This window comes from Streptomyces sp. NPDC044064, from assembly GCF_056434245.1.
Window position 1 is genome coordinate 243,138 of sequence record NZ_JBWKFN010000008.1, and the last position, 16,852, is coordinate 259,989.

At 72.8% G+C, this 16,852-nt stretch carries 9 protein-coding genes; 7 read left to right on the forward strand and 2 right to left on the reverse strand.

Going from position 1 to position 16,852, the window contains the following annotated elements; all coding sequences use genetic code 11:
• The first annotated feature begins 9 nt into the window (after positions 1 to 9).
• The 5 genes from AC07DS_RS15855 (at position 10) to AC07DS_RS15875 (ending at position 13,685) form a co-directional block, all read left to right on the forward strand.
• A complete protein-coding gene (locus AC07DS_RS15855; protein ID WP_479145668.1) occupies positions 10 to 1,215 on the forward strand; it encodes a Kelch repeat-containing protein in 1,206 nt (401 codons plus the stop codon).
• A complete protein-coding gene (locus tag AC07DS_RS15860; protein ID WP_479145669.1) occupies positions 1,212 to 4,493 on the forward strand; it encodes a hypothetical protein in 3,282 nt (1,093 codons plus the stop codon). The genes AC07DS_RS15855 and AC07DS_RS15860 overlap by 4 nt, the downstream gene beginning before the upstream one ends.
• Positions 4,480 to 9,738, forward strand: a complete 5,259-nt coding sequence (locus tag AC07DS_RS15865; RefSeq protein ID WP_479145671.1) for a hypothetical protein — start codon at positions 4,480 to 4,482, stop codon at positions 9,736 to 9,738. The genes AC07DS_RS15860 and AC07DS_RS15865 overlap by 14 nt, the downstream gene beginning before the upstream one ends.
• A 44-nt stretch (positions 9,739 to 9,782) precedes the next feature.
• Positions 9,783 to 11,672, forward strand: a complete 1,890-nt coding sequence (locus AC07DS_RS15870; RefSeq protein WP_479145673.1) for a hypothetical protein — start codon at positions 9,783 to 9,785, stop codon at positions 11,670 to 11,672.
• Between the two features lie 105 nt (positions 11,673 to 11,777).
• A complete protein-coding gene (locus AC07DS_RS15875) occupies positions 11,778 to 13,685 on the forward strand; it encodes a glycoside hydrolase family 5 protein (protein WP_479145674.1) in 1,908 nt (635 codons plus the stop codon).
• A 23-nt stretch (positions 13,686 to 13,708) separates the two neighbouring features.
• Here the strand turns inward: AC07DS_RS15875 and AC07DS_RS15880 are convergent, their stop codons facing one another.
• A complete protein-coding gene (locus AC07DS_RS15880) occupies positions 13,709 to 14,527 on the reverse strand; it encodes a hypothetical protein (RefSeq protein ID WP_479145675.1) in 819 nt (272 codons plus the stop codon).
• Positions 14,528 to 14,641: 114 nt separating this feature from the next.
• Here AC07DS_RS15880 and AC07DS_RS15885 point away from each other — a divergent pair, with 114 nt between their 5' ends.
• Positions 14,642 to 14,887, forward strand: coding sequence for a Smr/MutS family protein (locus tag AC07DS_RS15885; RefSeq protein ID WP_479145677.1), 246 nt, complete (start codon positions 14,642 to 14,644; stop codon positions 14,885 to 14,887).
• Between the two features lie 21 nt (positions 14,888 to 14,908).
• On the opposite strand, the gene AC07DS_RS15890 is transcribed toward AC07DS_RS15885, so the two are convergent.
• Positions 14,909 to 16,177 (reverse strand): alpha/beta hydrolase family protein, encoded by a 1,269-nt coding sequence (locus tag AC07DS_RS15890; protein ID WP_479145679.1) that lies wholly within the window; start codon positions 16,175 to 16,177, stop codon positions 14,909 to 14,911.
• Positions 16,178 to 16,477: 300 nt separating this feature from the next.
• On the opposite strand from AC07DS_RS15890, the gene AC07DS_RS15895 reads away from it, so the two are divergent.
• Positions 16,478 to 16,780: a hypothetical protein gene (locus tag AC07DS_RS15895; protein WP_479145681.1), complete on the forward strand. Its 303-nt coding sequence runs from the start codon at positions 16,478 to 16,480 to the stop codon at positions 16,778 to 16,780.
• Positions 16,781 to 16,852: the final 72 nt, after the last annotated feature.

Here is a 16,852-nt window from a genome sequence, read left to right on the forward strand (position 1 = left end):
GCATCCACGATGACCAGTCCCACTCCGGCGGCCGTCGGCAGCTGGACGAAGACCGGCGCCCTGCCCGCGGCGACCGGCTGGCACGGGCAGGACGACGGTGCCGTCCTGCTGAAGAACGGCAAGGGCGTGCTGCTGGTCGGCGGCTCCGACGCCGCCTCGGCCGCCACCAACCGCACCGGCGTCTACGACCTGACGAAGCGGGAGTGGAAGGCGGGCAGCCCGCTCGCCCTCCCGCGTCGCCTGCACACCGTGACCGTGCTCGACAGCGGCAAGGTCCTGGTCACGGGCGGGACGGGCGGATCCGGTCCGCACGCGGCCGGGCTGGCCGCGGTGGAGCTGTACGACCCGGTGCAGGGGACCTGGAAGACGGTCGCCAGTCTGCGTGAGGCCCGGTGGGGTCATGCCGCGGTGCTCCTGGAGGGCGGCAAGGTGCTGGTCACCGGCGGGTGCACCAGCCGCTCAGGGGACTCGGTGCGGGCGCTCGCCTCGGCGGAGATCTTCGATCCGAAGGGCGACCCGGACGATCCGGACAAGGGCTCCTGGACCCCCGCCGCGCCGATGACCGACGCCCGGACCGGGCACTGCGCCCTCGTCTTCAAGGGCGGCAAGGTCCTGGTGGCCGGCGGCACCGCGCCCGTGTCCCCGGCCGGCGAGGCCGCGCTCGCCTACTGCGAGGTGTACGACCCGGGTGCCGGCCCCGCGGGTGCCTGGACGCCCGTCGCGAGCCTGTCGGAGCCCAGGAGCGGCCATCGGGCGGTCCTCGCCTCCGACACGGCCGCGCTGGTCGTCGGCGGGGCGACACCGGGCACCGCGGGCGACGGCACCTACGACCCGTACGCCGAACTGACCGTGGAGCGTTTCGACCTGGCGTCCGGGAAGTGGACTGCGCGTCCGTCGACGCCGGGCGGCCGGGCCCTGCACCGGGTGGTCCCGCTCGGCCCGGCGAAGTTCCTCGTCGTGGGCGGCACCACCGACGGCGGCAACGGCATCGGCTACCAGAGCGCGCTGGTGTACGACGACAACGGGCCGGGCGGCTGGAGCACGGCCGCGGGCCTGGCCGAGGGCCGCTGGGCGTTCGCCGCGACCGCGCTCGGCGCGGGCACGGTCCTGGTCACCGGCGGGGTCCTCGCCTCCGGTGTCGCCGCGGCGGACCCGACGAAGGCCGAACTGACCATGACCACCGAGGTCTTCACGCTCACCGGAGGCGGCTCGTGAGCGGCGGCGCCTACTCCTTCCTGCCGTGGCTGCGCTCCGGCATCGTCACCCGTGTCACCGAGGCGCCGACCATCCCCTCGACCAGGGCGACCATCCCGGTCAGGCTCATCGTGTCCGGGGACCCGCTCCAGGGGTCCGACCCCCTGGAGAAGCCGGTCGAGCGGCGCGTCCAGCTCTACGGTCCCGGTGACGTCGTCGGCGTCGACCCGCGCGCGATCTCCCGCACCGAGCCACGTCCCTGGGTCACCGACGTCGAGCCCAACTACCTCGCGCACATCGAGTTCTACGCGGAGGACTTCCTCTGGCGCTACAGCCCGGCCGCCCCCGAGGCGACCGGCCGGCTCAAGCCGTGGCTGGCGCTGGTCGTGCTGGAGGGTCCGGGCGATTCCGGTGAGCCGGGCGAGTTCACGGAAGGGACCGCGCCGGACCGCCCGCTGCCCTTCGTCACCGTCACCGACCCCGCGCGCACCCTGCCCCACCCGGACCAGCTGGGCGCGTGGGCGCACGTGCACGTCAACGGCGAACTCGACGGCGCCGTCGTCTCGGACGAGCCGCGCATGCCGGCCGTCGTGGACGCTCTGCGCGCGGTCCTGCGCGACCGGCCGGACGACGCCTGCTGCCGGCTGCTGTGCCCCCGGCACCTGCTCCCGAACCGGCCGTACCACGCCTTCCTGGTACCGGCGTTCGAGACCGGCCGGCTCAGCGGTCTCGGCCTCCCGCCCGTCCTGCCGGCCGACGCGAAGGCCGACTTCCCGGCCTGGGGGCGCGGCTATCCGAACCAGCCCGCCGCCGGGCAACTGCCGTACTACCACCGCTGGTTCTTCGCCACGGGTGACGCAGGCGACTTCGAGTACCTGGTACGGCAGCTCGTGCCGGAGCGGCCCGATGTGCGCGTGGCCCGGCGCGATGTCGACGTGCGGCAGCCGCCGGGCGCGAATCTGCCGCCGATCGACACGCCGGAAGCGCTCGGCGGCGTCCTGAAGCTGGGCGGCGCCCTGCGGGTGCCGGGACGCGAGCGCGATGTGTGGGACAACTGGGACGGCTGGTTCCCGGCCACTGACCCCTCACAACCGCCTCCCCCGGACCACCCGCATCCCTTTCAGGAGGCCCTCGCCGGGCTGGTCAACCTGGCAGACGCCTACCTCGACACCGCCCCGGCCGAGGCGCACGCCCGGCTGGCCGCCGCCGCGCCCGACGGTGCGGCCCACCCGGTGGTGCCCGGCGCGCCGGAGGTGCGGATGCTCGCGGGTCAGGTCGACCCGGTCGTCACGCCGCCCCTGTACGGCAGGTGGCATGCGGCGACCTCGCGGTTGCTGAGGGAGCGGGACGGTACGCCGGTCCCGGAGCCACGGAGCCGGAACTGGGTGCACCGGCTGAACCTGGACCCCCGGTTCCGCATCGCGGCGAACTTCGGCACCCAGGTGGTGCAGGCACACCAGGAGGAGTTCATGGCGGCCGCCTGGGCGCAGATCGGGGAGGTGCTGGAGGCCAACAAGCGGATCCGGCAGGCCCAGTTGGCCCGCGAGGTGGGGCACGCCCTGCAGAAGAAGCATCTCGATCCGCCCGCCACGCCGGCCGGCGGTACCGCCTTCGCAGCCGCCGCCCCGTCCGGCCGCGCGCTGCGGCTGACCGCCCCGGCGGGTGCCCGTGTCACACCGGAGCCGACGAGCGCGGCGCTGCTCGCCGCCGCGGGCCAGAACCTGGCCGTCGGCTTCCAGCTCGCCACCAGCCGCGTCGGCTCCGCGCCGGTGTCGCCCGCGATGCGGCGGATCACCCGGCCCGGCTCCCGGCTCATGCGGACGCTGGCCTTCGGCACGGCGTCCCCGGACGAACTGCCGGAGAAGATGGACCGGGACACCGGGGCGGTCACACCGGCGCCCGTGAAGACCACACCGCCGGCCGTGGTCACCGCGCAGCGACTGGAGGACCTGCTGCGCCCCCAGGCGCCGACCCGGGCGGCCGCCGACGACCCCGACGAGATCAAGCGGCTGAGGACCAGCGCCCAGTTCGTCGTCACCCTTCCCCGCGAGGGAGTCGTGCCCCCGGCCGGCGGCGACCACGACAGCCTCGAGGGCGCACGGTTCAAGGACGGTCTGCGGGACCTCTACCGGGCACGCGCGGACGCGGAGGCGGGCGCCAGGGCCAGGGAGCGCGACCCGCTCGGCGTGGACCTGACCGTCTCCCGCCTGCTCACCGGACTCCGCTCCGACCTCACCGTGCCCAGGGACCTGTTCCACTCGGCCCGCGTTCCGGAGCGGCTGCGGAGTTTCACCGACCGGTTCCTGGAGGTGATGGCGTATCCGGTGATCGACCTGCCGATGTTCCAGTCCCTGATCGACATGTCGGTGGACACCTTCGTACCGAACCTCCGGATGGTCCCGCCGAACTCGGTCACCCTGCTGGAGACCGACCAGGAGTTCATCGAGTCGTTCATGGTCGGGCTCAACCACGAGATGGCGCGCGAGCTGCTGTGGCGCGAGTACCCCACCGACCAGCGGGGCTCGCCCTTCCGGCAGTTCTGGGACCCGCGCCCCGCGCTGGCGCTGCCCGGCGAGAGCGCCGAGCAGCGCCGGGAACGCCTCTACGACATCACGCCGGTCGCCGGCTGGGACCCCGGCTCTCGGCTCGGCACGCACGACAACCGCGACCAGGGCGTGCAGGAGCAGGAACTCGTCCTCGTGATCCGCGGCGACCTGCTGAAGAAGTACCCCACCGCGGCGATCTACGCCCACGCCGCCGACTGGGACAGGGACGAGGACGGCACACCGCGGCCGGAGCGGGAACGGGTGCTCGCCACGTTCCCGGACTCCGAGCACCCGCCGCCGGACAAGGTGAGGCTGCCGATCTACGAGGCGAAGGTCGAGCCGGACATCACCCTGCTCGGCTTCGATCTGACGGCCGAGGCGGCACGCGGGCGCGTCCCGGACGACCCGGGATGGTTCTTCGTGATCAAGGAGCGGCCCGGCGATCCACGGTTCGGGGCCGACGAGGAGGGCCAGGGCACCGATGCCGTCGAAGTGTGGAACGACCTGTCCTGGAACGACATCGACCCGGGCGGATCCCGGTTCATCACCCTCGACCCGGCCGTGCGGCAGCCGCTGGCGCCGTTCGACGGGTCCGAGGACGACCAGGAGAAGGAGGAGCAGCGCCGCGAGGACGTGTTCCTGCCACGCTGGGACGAGACGCTCGGCTCGGCGGACATCGCCTACATGCTCTTCCAGGCTCCCGTACTGATCGCCGTTCACGCGCAGGAGATGCTGCTCGATGCCGCTGAGTGACGACTTTCCCGTGCTGCTCGGACCGGTCCGGGTGGAGACCCGGTTCACCGAGACCGAGCTGCTGGTGCGGGTGTTTCCCGACGAGTGGTGCGTCTCCACCGAGGAGACGGTGCCGAGCGACGCCGAGTTCGGGGCGCTGTCGGCGTACTGGACGGCGCTGTGGCGGGCCGCGGGGCGGCAGAACGCCGAACATGCCGCCTGGCAGGAGCTGACCGGGCGCGTCCCGGTCGGCCGGGCCGCCTGGCTCACCGACACCTGCCGGCCCGCCAACCCGGGCGACCGGCCCGCCCAGGTGCAGGCCGAGACGGCGGTCCTGGTGATCGTCAGCGAGGCCGCGTTGCCCGCCGCCGACCGGCAGCCCACCGTCACGTACTGGACGTCGGTGTGGCGTGCCCACGGTGACCGGTCCCGGCTGCGCGCCGCCGAGGTCGCGCTGCTCGCCGCCGTGGGCGCCGGCCGCGCCGACGCCATCCGCAGCCGGCCGCCGTCCGGGATCGACGCGGCGCCGGTGACGCCGTACGAGGGTGTCGTGGTGGCCTTCCTGGTCCTGCCCCGGCCGCAGACGGCCGCCGACTCCTGGACCAGGCCCGCCAGGGCAGCCCTGCTGCCGGACCGGTTCACGGTGTTCGGGTACGTCGGCGACGACCTGGTGCTCACCGCCGACGGTGCCCCGCTCGCCCGGCAGGAGCTGGCCGTCAGCCCCGATCCGGGCGAGCAGAACCAGCTGAGACTCGACGAGAGCACCGGCGTGCTGAACGTGCCCGACGAGCTGCTGTGGCTGGTCGACTTCCGCGAGGCCGTCCGGATCGGCATGGGACTGAGGATCCCGCTCGACGAACGGACCCAAAACGGCCTCGACCGGCTGGTCGTACTCGGCCTGCGCGAGGGGCCGACGGCCGAGCGGAGTGCCCAGGACCTGGCAGACCTGATCACTCGTCAGGTGCGCAGCTCGACCGGGTTCGCGTTGCTGCCGCAGGGTACGCCGACCAACAACACCGGGCAGGCGCCGGCCGGCCAGGACGAGAGGACGGCGGCCGAGGCCGGACTGCGCAGCCTCCGGCAGGGCTTCGCCGCCGCACCCGGCGACTGGCGCGGCCGCACCGACGGGCAGTGGTTCGCCGAACTCCTCGGCCTCGACCCGGCCGTGCTCATCGGGGTGCCGAACGCCGACGGCACCGACCAGCGCGACGCCCGCGCCGCGAACACCGCGCTGTGGCCCGCGACCTGGGGAGCGTTCCTGGAGGGCGCGCTGCACCCGGTCCTCTCGGCGGAGGCGGTGGCCGAGACCCGCGAGTTCTTCCTGCGGTACGTCTCCGGGCGCGGCCCCGTCCCCGCCGTCAAGGTGGGCCGACAGCCCTACGGAATCCTGCCGACCACCGCCTTCTCCCAGCTCCGGTGGCCGGACTCGGCACACCGGCGAGCCCTCGGCCGGATCCTCGACGTGGCGCAGGACGCCTGGGAGACGGCCACCGGCAAGGTGGCACGCGTCCTCGGCGACGACGAGGACCCGCCGCCCGGCTACGACCCGCACCAGCGGCTCCTGGACGTCCTGGCGCTGCACCCGACCTCCGCCGAGTACCACCAGCGGTACGCGCTCGGCGTCGAGGACTACTACAACCGGGAGAACCTGGCCGCCGCCGGACCCCACGCGCTGGACCTGCTCAGGAACGAACTGCGTCATCCGCAGCCGATCGCCGACCTCCTGGCCCGCTTCGGCCACCAGGTCGAAGACCCGCTGCTGGACGGGCCCGAACTGGTCCGGCGGCTGTTCGCGGGCACCCAGTACCCGCTGGCCGGCCCGCTCGTCGACGACCGGCCGCTGTCCGAGACGGCTCCGGTGCGCGCCTGCACCCCGGGCCCGGACGGCCGGAACTACCTGCACTGGCTGGCCGAGACGGGGCGCACGGACCTCGACGCGCTGCGCCTGGAGGACGGCTTCACCGACGGGCGGCCGCCCGCTGCCGTGCTGTACCTGCTGCTGCGGCACGGGCTGATGCTCGGCTGGGAGGACGCGGCCCGCCGGCTCGCCGTGACCGCCGGACGGGCGCCCGCGCCGCCCGTCGACCCGCCGTTCGTGCATGTACGCCTGCGCCGTCCGCCGGAGCCGGCCGAGCCGCCGAGCGAGAGCCGCTGGCGCCTGCTGTACGCGCCCGATCCGGCGATCACCGGGAACCCCGACGACCTGGTGCACCGGTACATCCCCGAGGTGCTCGCCACCCGTCAGGAGACGGCCCGGCTCAAGGAGCAGACCGACGCCGTCGAACTGCTCGCGGACCTGCCGACCGCACGGCTGGAGCGGGTCCTCGCGGAACACCTCGACTGTGCGACGTACCGTCTCGACGCCTGGCGTCTCGGGCAGGCCAACGAGGAGCTGTCCAAACTGCGTTACGGCACCGGCACCCCGAAGCGGGGGCTGCACATCGGTGCCTACGGCCTGCTGGAGCAGGTCCGGCCGCGCAAGCCGACCACGATCAGCCGGGTGTCACTCACCGGAAAGCCCGCCGAGGTGTTCAGGACCGACTCCATCGCGCAGGACAGCCGCAACGGCGGGTGGATCCACGCCCCTTCGCCCGCTCAGGCCCGTACCGCGGCCGTGCTCCGCGCCGGGTACCTCGCCAATGGATCGCCGCAGAACAAGGACGCGTTCGCGGTGCACCTCAGCTCGGAGCGGGTCCGCCGGGCACTCGCCCTGCTGGACGGGCTGCGGCAGGGGCAGTCACTGGGGGCTCTGCTCGGCTACCGGTTCGAGCGCGGACTGCACGAGGGGCATCCGGGTGTCGAACTCGACAAGTTCCTGCCCGCGCTGCGCGGCGCCTTCCCGCTGCGCGCGGGCAAGCTCTCCGACGCACCCGTGACGGACGCAGGCACCCCCGTGGACATCGACCTGGTCGAGGCCCGCAACGTCGTCGACGGCCTCGAACTGGTCCGCCGGGCCACCCGCCAACCCGCGGCGCCCACCTACCCGTTCGGCGCCGAGCACATGCCCGAGGCCAGCACCACCGAGCAGGCCGCCATGAACACGGAGGTGCGGCGTCTGCTCGACCTGCACGACGCGCTCGCCGACCTCGCCGTCGCCGAGGGCGCCCACCAGGCCCTGCTCGGCAACCCCGAGCGCGCCTCGGCCACGCTCGACGCCTACGCCAAGGAGGGCTTCCCGCCCGATCCGGCGGTCGTGCGCACACCGCGCAGCGGGGTCACCCTCACCCACCGGCTCGGTCTGCTGCTGACACCCGGGCTCCGCCCCGACCACGGCACCACGCACTTCGCGGGCAACGGCCCGCGCGCGCAGGCCGAACCGGCGCTGAACGCCTGGCTGCCCGCCCTGCTGCCCGGCCAGCTCGACGTCGCGGTCCAGGTCACCTGGACCGACCCCGTCGGCGGACAGCAACGCAGCCGGGTGGTCACCCAGTTCGACCTCGGCCTGCAACCGATCGACCTGCTGTGGGCGTTGCGCCCGGCGGGCGAGACCGGTCGGACCGACCTGGACGACCGGATCATCGGCGCCGTGGTCAGCCGCGACCGGCCGCGCCCCGACGCCGTGCTGACCATCAGGTACACCGAGCGCGTCCGCGGCAAGCTGACCCTGTTCGAGGTGTCCTCCCTGGTCGACACCCTGCGCTCGCTGCTGACCACCGCGCGTCCCCTGCGCCCGACCGACCTGCGGGCGGCGGCCGGTCCGAGTCCCGCCGCCGCAGCCGACGACGAGGCCGTCACGGTCCCCAGGGAGCGCCCCGCCGCCGTACGCACCGCCCTCGACGCCCTCCGCAGGGGCGTCGACGCCTACCTCGCCGACCTCACCCCGTTCCTTCCGGCGCCACCGGCCGTCCCCGCGCGCGGTGAACTCGTCTCCGGCATCGACGACTTCCTCGCCCGCTACTGCGGACTCGTGGCCACGGCGAGCGGGTTCGGCATGGTCCGCAGCGGCTGGGGCGAGGTCGTCGAGTGGCGGCGCGGGGTGTACGCGGACCTGCTGGCGGCCGTCGCCGTCGCCGCCGACCGGATGGACCACTCCCGCACAAAGGCGGACGCCCTGATCAGGGCCTACGACGACCTGCCCGGCTCAGCCCCGGACGACCAGCGCTTCGCCCTGCTGGAACAGGCCGAACGCCTCCTCACCACCACACCCACCAGCCCTCGCCCGTCGAGCCCGGCCCGGTTGCGGACCACCGTGGCGCTCCGGCGCGGCGAGTTCGCCCACCGGCTGGACGGCCTCAAGGACGTGGCCACGACCACGGAAACCACGCTGAACGGCCTGTTCGCCGAAGTCGCCGCTCTGCTGCCGCTGACCGCGTTCGACCCCATCGGCCTGGACCCGGGTCCGATGGCGGACCGGGTCGTCACCTTCGCGCGCGACCTGCTGCAGCGCGCCAAGGGCCTGCGCACGGAGATCCGCGAGCGGCTCGACGGCGCCGACCGGGACCTGAAGGCGTACGACGACGCCGTCACCGGACCGGACAGGGTGAAGGCCGCAGTCGACGCGGTCAAGGCGATGATCGGCGAGGACGTCCTCGTCGTACCCGAGTTCAGGCCGACCGCGGACCTCGCCGACGACTGGCGCAGGGCGCGCGGCGACAGCACCCGGCTGACCGCGCACCTCACCGCGGAGCACGACTATCCCGTCGACGACTGGGTGCACGGCGTCGCGCGGGTCCGGGAGAAGCCGCGGCTGTGGGAGAAGGCCGTCCACCTCGGCGACGCGCTGCGCGGTCCCGGCGGTCTGCTGGGCAACCTCGACGGCTGGCAGGAACCGCAGCTGACGCCGGTTCAACTGCCCCACCGCGAAGGCGACTCCTGGCTGGCCATGGAGTTCGGGGCCGGTACGCGGATCGTGGAGGACCGGCTGCTGTTCACCGCCCACTACGCCTCGCAGCCCCTGCTGGGCGGCGGCAGCTGGTGCGGGCTGCTGCTCGACGAGTGGACGGAGGTGGTCCCGGCGGCCGAGGAGACGACCGGGATCGCCGTGCACTACGACGGCCCGGACTCCGAGCCCCCGCAGGCCATGCTGCTGGTGGTGCCGCCCGTGCGGCGCGAGAACGGCACCTGGCTGCGCTCCGACCTGCTCGCCGCCGTCAACGAGACCTTCGCCCTGGCGAGGATCCGCGGCGTCGAACCGCACCACCTCGACGACACGGCGTACGCCCAGTTCCTGCCCGCCACGCTGATCTCGGCGACACGGCAGCCGATCACCATCTCCACCGATCTCGCGGTGTCCAACCTGCGCTGGAAGGCCCGAACCCATGACTGACATCGACTTCCGTGCGGCGAGCCCGGCGGCCGGAGGGCCGGACCGTGCCTGAGCCGCGTATCGACGACCTGCGCAAGGCCCTGGACGAGCGCGCCGCGCCGACGGTCGGCCTGTGGAACCGGCTGGAGGGCCGGCCCCGGACCACCGACTTCGACCGTGCCCTGCGTGTCGAGGTGCGGGACGCGCTGTGGATGCTGACCCGGCAGTGGCAGCTCGGCGAGTTCCACGGCACGGACGGCGGCTCACCGGTCACGGCCACCTACTCGGTGGCGGCCACCCGGCCCGGCCGGTTCAGGCCGGCGGCCGCGCACACGAGCGTCGAGGACCTGAAGGACGACCGCCCGCTGGAGACGATCGCCGAGCGGCGCCCGCTGCCCTTCGCGGCCGGCGCCGATCCGCTCGCGCTCGACCTGCGGCTCGCGATCGGCCGCCGCTGGCTCAAACTCGTCGGCGCACGGCCGCGGCTGAACGTCCTCTCCCTCGGCATCCGGCAGAAGTACATCGACCGCTACCCGTTCGCCCTGCCCGCCCCGGACGTCCCCGCCGACACCCCGCGTGTCGCCCACCCCGAGGTGTGGTCCGAGATGCAGGCGGTGGCCGGGCGCCGCATGGACGGGTACGCGTTCTATCTGCACCTCAAGGGCGGCGGGGACGCCTCCGCGGGCATCGGCGGGCTGCTGGGGCTGCACCGGCAGGAACTGCGCAGCCTCGGTGCACGGCTGGTCGCCTGGTTCGACCGGCTCATCGACCAGCCGGTCGTGAACCCGGCCCTCGGCACGACCAACGCAACCTGGGACCCCACCCGCCTGGAACACCGCTTCTCGGTCGCCGCCGGCACACCCGAGATCGGCGGTGCGGGCGCCGAGAAGGTGCTGACCGCGCAGGAGTACCCGGGCGGCACCCTCGGCTGGCAGGATTTCTCCCTCGATCCGGAGCACCCGCTCGGCGGTACGGCCCCGGACGCGGTGGAGTTCCACCGTACGGTCTTCCCGGCGCCCGTCCGGTTCTCGGGGATGCCGCTGCCCCGCTGGTGGGCCGTCGAGGACGGCCGTACGAACTTCGCCGCCGTGACCCCGGACAGCACCGACCTGGCCCGGCTGGTCTTCCTGGAGTTCGCGCTCGTCTACAGCAACGACTGGTACCAGCTGCCCTGCGCCCTGCCGGCCGGGACGTACGCCTCGGTCCGGGGGCTCGCCGTGACCGACGTCTTCGGCGAGAAGCTGTGGATCACCCCGGCGGGCGCGGGCAGCGATGCCGACTGGCAGCGCTGGTCGATGTTCACCCTCGGCACCGTCGGCGACGACGACGTCCCCGCCGACACCGGTCTGCTGCTGCCGCCGGGCGCCGTGGTGGTGGCCGACGGCCCGCCGCTGGAGGAGGTCGTCCTGGCCCGGGACGAGAGCGCGAACCTGGTGTGGGGTGTCGAGGCGACCGTGCCCACCGCCACCGGTACGGCGCGGCGCGGCACCGAGATCTCCGCCGAGGAGCTGGCCCACCGGCTTCGGCTACGGACACCGCCCACCGTGCCGGAACCGTCGGCGGCCGTGGCGTACCGGGCCATGAACTCCGTACCGGAGCACTGGATCCCGTTCATCCCGGTGCATGTGCCGGGTCAGGACCGGGCGATCCGGTTGCAGCGGGCCGCGATGCCCAGCACCGTCACCGGGCTGCCCGTTCCGCCGCGAACCTCACTGCTGCGGCAGGGCCTGGACCAGGGGCAGCAGTACTACGTCAACGAGGAGGAGGTCCCGCAGAGCGGCACCCGGCTGTCCCTGGCCTACAACCGCGCCCGCTGGCGCGACGGCCGTGTCTGCGTCTGGCTCGGCGCCCGCCGGGGTCTGGGCCGGGGCGAGGGCTCCAGCGGGCTGGCGTTCGACTTTCTGGCGGACACCACGCCGCCCGGCACGGGAACGGGTGCGTCAGGGGCTTCGTGACACCGCATCAGGTGTGGACCTTCTCGGTCCCATCGGGCACTCTGCATCCTCGGAGTCACACCGCCCGCGCCAGGCGGCACCCCCCAACTACCGAGGGCTGTCCACATGTCGATAGCACCAGTTGTCCTGCGTCTTGCCGCAACAGCCGCGGGCCTTCTGCTCGTGGCTGCACAGACGGCAACGGCGTCCGCAACCACGCCGCCACCGCGTTCGCCCGCCGCTGTGCCGGCCTCGGACACCTGGACCGCGCCCTTGTCGACCCAGGGCCGCTACATAGTCGACGCGCAGGGCAACCGCTTCCGGCTCAAGGCGGCCAACTGGGACGGCGCACAGGGCTCGTGGACGGGCAGCGGCAGCATCTCCGACCCCGCCAACCATCACGCCGGCCAGGACTCCTACGGCATTCCGCTCGGCCTCGACCGCGTCCCGCTGGACGGGCTGCTCGCCGACTTCCACCAGCTGGGCATCAACACCATCCGGCTGCCGTTCTCCAACGAGATGATCCACAGCACGACCCCCGTGCCCGACAACGCCGTGAGCGCCAATCCCCAGCTGCGGGGCAGAACGCCCCTGCAGGTCTACGACGCCGTGGTCGGCGCGCTCAGCGACAGCGGGTTCGCCGTCATCCTCAACAACCACACCAACACGTCCCGTTGGTGCTGTGGGGTGGACGGCAACGAGCGGTGGAACAGCGGACAGTCCACGCAGCAGTGGGCCGACGACTGGGTCTTCATGGCCCGCCGTTACGCCGCGGTGCCCCGTGTGGTCGGCGCCGACCTGTACAACGAGGTGCGACGCGACGTCCTGGACGACCCCAACTGGGGTCTGGGCGACAACCACGACTGGTACGCGGCCGCCCAGCTCGCCGCCGACCGGATCCTGACCGAGGCCAACCCCCGTCTCCTCATCGTCGTCGAAGGCATCAACTGGACCGGTGTGCCCGTCGACGGGCTACCGCACGGCCGGCCGATGCTCACCCCGGCCCGCACCCTGTCGCACACCCTCGTCGACTCCCACAAGCTGGTGTACTCCGCCCACTTCTACGGTTACACCGGCCCCCGTCACAGTGGCGCCACCGGCATCGGCGAGACGCACGACGCCCGCTATCAGGATCTGACCCGTGACCAGCTCGCCGCCGCTCTCGACGACGAGGCGTTCTTCGTCGAGGAGACCGGCCGGCACTACACCGCGCCCGTGTGGGTGAGTGAGTTCGGCATCGGGAGCAACGAGACGAACGCGGCGGCCCGAAGCTGGTTCGGCAACGTCACCGACTACTTCGCCGACCACGACGCCGACTTCGCGTACTGGCCGCTGGTGGGCTTCGCCGGCCACGACGACTGGGCGTTGCTGCGCTACGACACCGCCGGGCACCGCGACGGCATCCTCGACCCGGGCGACTGGCGCGGTACGGCATGGCAGCACCTCATGTCCGCGCCGAGCACGACCGGTCCCGTCGCGGCCGTCCCGGTGTGGCGGATGCTGAGCACCGACCACGCCGACGCGGTGGAGTCCCTGCGCGTACGGGCCACGGGAGACTGGGATGCGGGGGCCCATAGGGCGGCCTGCCCGGACGGGCTGCGGCTGATCGGTCTGAGCCACACCACCGGTCGCGGCCTGTGCACCGACACCGGCGCGGCGGACCTGCGGACCTCCGCCGCGGGTCAGACCGTCGTCGTCGACGAGCGGTACGTCCCCGCGGGCGGCGACTGGGCGTCCGGGTACACCAAACTCCAGTGCCCGCAGGGCGGTTTCCTGGCCGGTTACAGCCTGCGCGGGGAGCGTGTGTCGGCGGCCCTGTGCGTACCGGGTCGCACCGCGCTGTCGGGAACCGGACGCACCGTGTGGTTCGACCGGTCCGACAACCGCCCCGCCGACGGGGCGGGCGGCGACTTCGCCTACGGCGACTACAAGGGCCAGTGCGCGGCGAACGAGTACGCGGCCGGGATCGCCTTCACGACCCGCTTCGGCAGCCGTCCGGGACCCGCCGCGCTGCTGTGCCGGACGCTGCCCTGAGGAAGGCCGCGCGAAGAGGCCCCTCAGGACGACGGATAGAACTGGCGGGCCCAGTGGCGGAACAGGCCGATGCCCTCGTCGTTCGCCGTGAGGCGGGGGCGCGGCTCGTACCGTTTGGTGTTCCAGGTCCTCAGGTCCTGGCGGACCTTGCCGACCGCGGTCCTCAGCATCGCCCGGGCGAAGGATCGGTGCAGGCCGTGCCGTGGGAGCGACGCTCCGGTGGCGTCCGGTGCGCGGAGGTCCGCGCAGGCCGTCGCGACCAGCATGTGGGTACGGCGGGGCCCGGTGGGTGTGTGCATGGCCCACAGGTAGCCGACGAGACCGAGCGAGGGCTGGGGCAGCTCGACACGGAGGTAGCCCAGCCCGGCCATCAGGAGCGTGTGGTCGGCCCGGAGCCTCTGCCTGAGGGCGGTGGGCCGGTCCGGTCCGGGGCGCAGTCTCGTGTGCAGGAGGGGGCCCTGGGTCGTCGGCGGTCCGACTTCCTGCCCGCCCCTTCGGTGCGGGACGGGCAGATGCCGGTGGTCCACCGTGTTCTCGATGATCTCCTGGGGGTGGGTGCGCACCTCCGTGCTCCAGGCGGCCGTCGGAACGACTCCGGCCTCTGCGGTGTCGGGGACTTCCCAGGTCGGCGCGGCGCCCTCCGGGCCGTACCAGGCGAGGACGAGGCCGTTGCGCTCGCTGAGGGTGTGGTGTTCCGCGCGGAGCCGGCCGCCGCGGGTGCGGTGGAGGACGATGTCCTGGTCCAGGAAACGGCGGGTCAGGACACTGCCGGGGGCCAGTTCGCGTGCGTGCGCCAAGTAGAACCAGCCGCTGGGGTAGGGCAGTTCGTCCGTCGTCGTCATGGCCGGCAGCCAAACACGGGGAGAGACGTCGAAGATCACATACCCGGCAAGGTCACTCGTATGAGGTAGCTTCGGTCCTGTCTCCGGATCAGGAGTCCAGCGAGGAGGCTCCCCATGATGTCGCTCGATCTCCATCCCCTGTTCCGCAACAACCGTGACATCGAACTGGCGCTGCGGCAGTTCGTCTTCAAGGCCAACCACTCGGGTGAGCCGGTCGCGGAGATCATTCCGGGCAAGGGGTCGGGACAGCTCAGGGCGCGCGTCCTCGCCTTCCTCGACCAGAAGCACATCAGGAAGCTGTACGTCCGCCGGGAGGTCGACTCCGGCAACACCGGGCGCATCCTCGTCTACTTCAAGTGAGCCGACGGCCCCGGCCCCGGATCAGTCGACGAACTCCATCGCCGGGTACCGGGGCGAGGGAGCGTCCAGCAAGTGGTCTTGGCGGCCGCGCAGCCAGCGGTCGAAGAACGCGGAGACGTAGGCCTCGTCGGTGCGGACGGCGGTGGCCGGGTCGATCGTGCCGATGTCCTGCGTCTGTGTGGCCGGTGGCAGACCCAGCTGCGGGAGCAGGGCCTCCGCGTCCGTGAAGGAAGCGTGTTCGGCGCCGCGCAGTCTGAGCTGACGGTTCCAGCCCGGTGTGTGAGCCCGGAACGCGGTCCAGCCGGGGCCCGTGTCCGTGGGGCCGTCCTTGCCCATGAGCAGCAACGGCCGGGTGAGCCCGTGCTCGGCCACCGGCATCGGCGTGCCGTCGAAGTTGGTCAGGTTGCCGTCCATGTCGATACCGGCGGTGATGCGCGGGTCGGTGTCCATGGCCGTGGCCGTCGCGGTTCCGCCCAGCGAGTGGCCGAACATGCCGACCTTGGTGAGGTCGAGCGCGCCGGCGAGGCCGCAGGGCAGCGGGTGGTCGTCCACGTCGGGGTTCAGGCCGGCGTTCAGCAGGCCCAGTCGGTCCAGTACGAAGCCGGTGTCGGTGTTCCGGACGCGGAGGGCCTTCCTGATGAAGGCGTCGGGGTCGCCCGGGGTGACCATGGTCGCCAAGGAACCGTCGGGGAACTCCACTTCCGGTGATTCGTAGGTGTTGTCGATGGTCACCACCACGTAGCCCCTGCTGGCCAGGTCCGTGACCAGAGTGGTGCCCCAGGTCCGGGGTTCACCGAGGCCCGGGGAGTAGATCAGTACGGGCCGCTTCCTGCCGGCGTCGGCCACCGGAGCACCCTGCGACGCGTGCGTGACCGTGGCCGCCCAGTCGGCCCGCCCGGCCGGCAGACCCAGCCCCAGGTAGTCGTCGGCGGTCACCGAGTCGAAGTGGGCTGCCGCCCTGGGCAGCATGTAGGGCGCGGCCGGACGGCCGGCTGCGCGCGTCGCGGGGTAGTACACGCCGACCATCAGCTCGCGGTTGCTCCTGCCCTCCTGCCAGGGGTCGTGGCGGGAGGTGTCGGCCAGGTGCAGCGTCACTTCACCGACCTGGAAGCGGCCTGTAGGGGCCGGTAACCGCATCCGGGCAGGAGGTGCGGCCGGTCCGCGCTGCGTCGCGGCCTGAGCGGGAAGGAGCGCCGTCAGTGAGCCGACGGCCATGACCGCGCAGACGGCCACCGCCCGCAGGCCTCGGTGCTGATGGGGTCGACGCCTGTTCGGCTGTGCCTTCGTCATACCGCCCATCGTGGGGGCTCGGCTCCTGCCCGCGCATCGGGGTGATCCCCCACTCGAACCCGGAGGTCAGGACGTGCACCCCCTCCGGGCAGGGCCGGACACGGCCGGGTGTACTCGCGGGCCCGTTCCGAGCGCTGGCTAGAATGAGCCATGACATCGAACTCCATACATTCTGCAACCAGTTGGTCCCGGCGGCGCACTGCACTTCTGGCTTCTCTGCTGAGTGCGGCGGCCCTCGGATGGACCGCGGTTGCACTGAGCGTGCACACGACCGGCTCGACCGCACCGGACCCTGACAGCGTGACCGACGCTGATCTGGCCCGGCTGGGCGCTGCTGTGATGGCCGGTGTCGCGGCGGTGGCTGCCGGACTCTGGTGGCGTCACTGGGCGACCATGAGTCGTTCGGTGAGCGCTGGAGGCTGGGCGCGGGGGGCGTTCGCTGTCTCTGCCGTCCATTCGCTGTTCGTCGTACCGGTGATCGTGTTCGCCTCCTGGGACTGGAAGGCCCTTGCGATCGTGTTCACCTGCGCGGTGCTCGCTGCCGGTGTGCGAGAGGCTGCCAGGGTGACCGCACCGGCTGCTGAGGCCTTCGGCCTGGGGTGACACCGACGCAGGCCGCTCAGCGATGACGGGTCTGCCGGAAGGCCGTCCGGTGCCGGCCCCGGCGTGAAGTCC

Coding starts and splice junctions, on each gene's coding strand:
- AC07DS_RS15865 (WP_479145671.1), top strand. CDS start 4,480: ATGCCGCTGAGTGACGACTTTCCCGTGCTGCTCGGACCGGTCCGGGTG.
- AC07DS_RS15880 (WP_479145675.1), bottom strand. CDS start 14,527: ATGACGACGACGGACGAACTGCCCTACCCCAGCGGCTGGTTCTACTTG.
- AC07DS_RS15885 (WP_479145677.1), top strand. CDS start 14,642: ATGATGTCGCTCGATCTCCATCCCCTGTTCCGCAACAACCGTGACATC.
- AC07DS_RS15875 (WP_479145674.1), top strand. CDS start 11,778: ATGTCGATAGCACCAGTTGTCCTGCGTCTTGCCGCAACAGCCGCGGGC.
- AC07DS_RS15890 (WP_479145679.1), bottom strand. CDS start 16,177: ATGACGAAGGCACAGCCGAACAGGCGTCGACCCCATCAGCACCGAGGC.
- AC07DS_RS15855 (WP_479145668.1), top strand. CDS start 10: ATGACCAGTCCCACTCCGGCGGCCGTCGGCAGCTGGACGAAGACCGGC.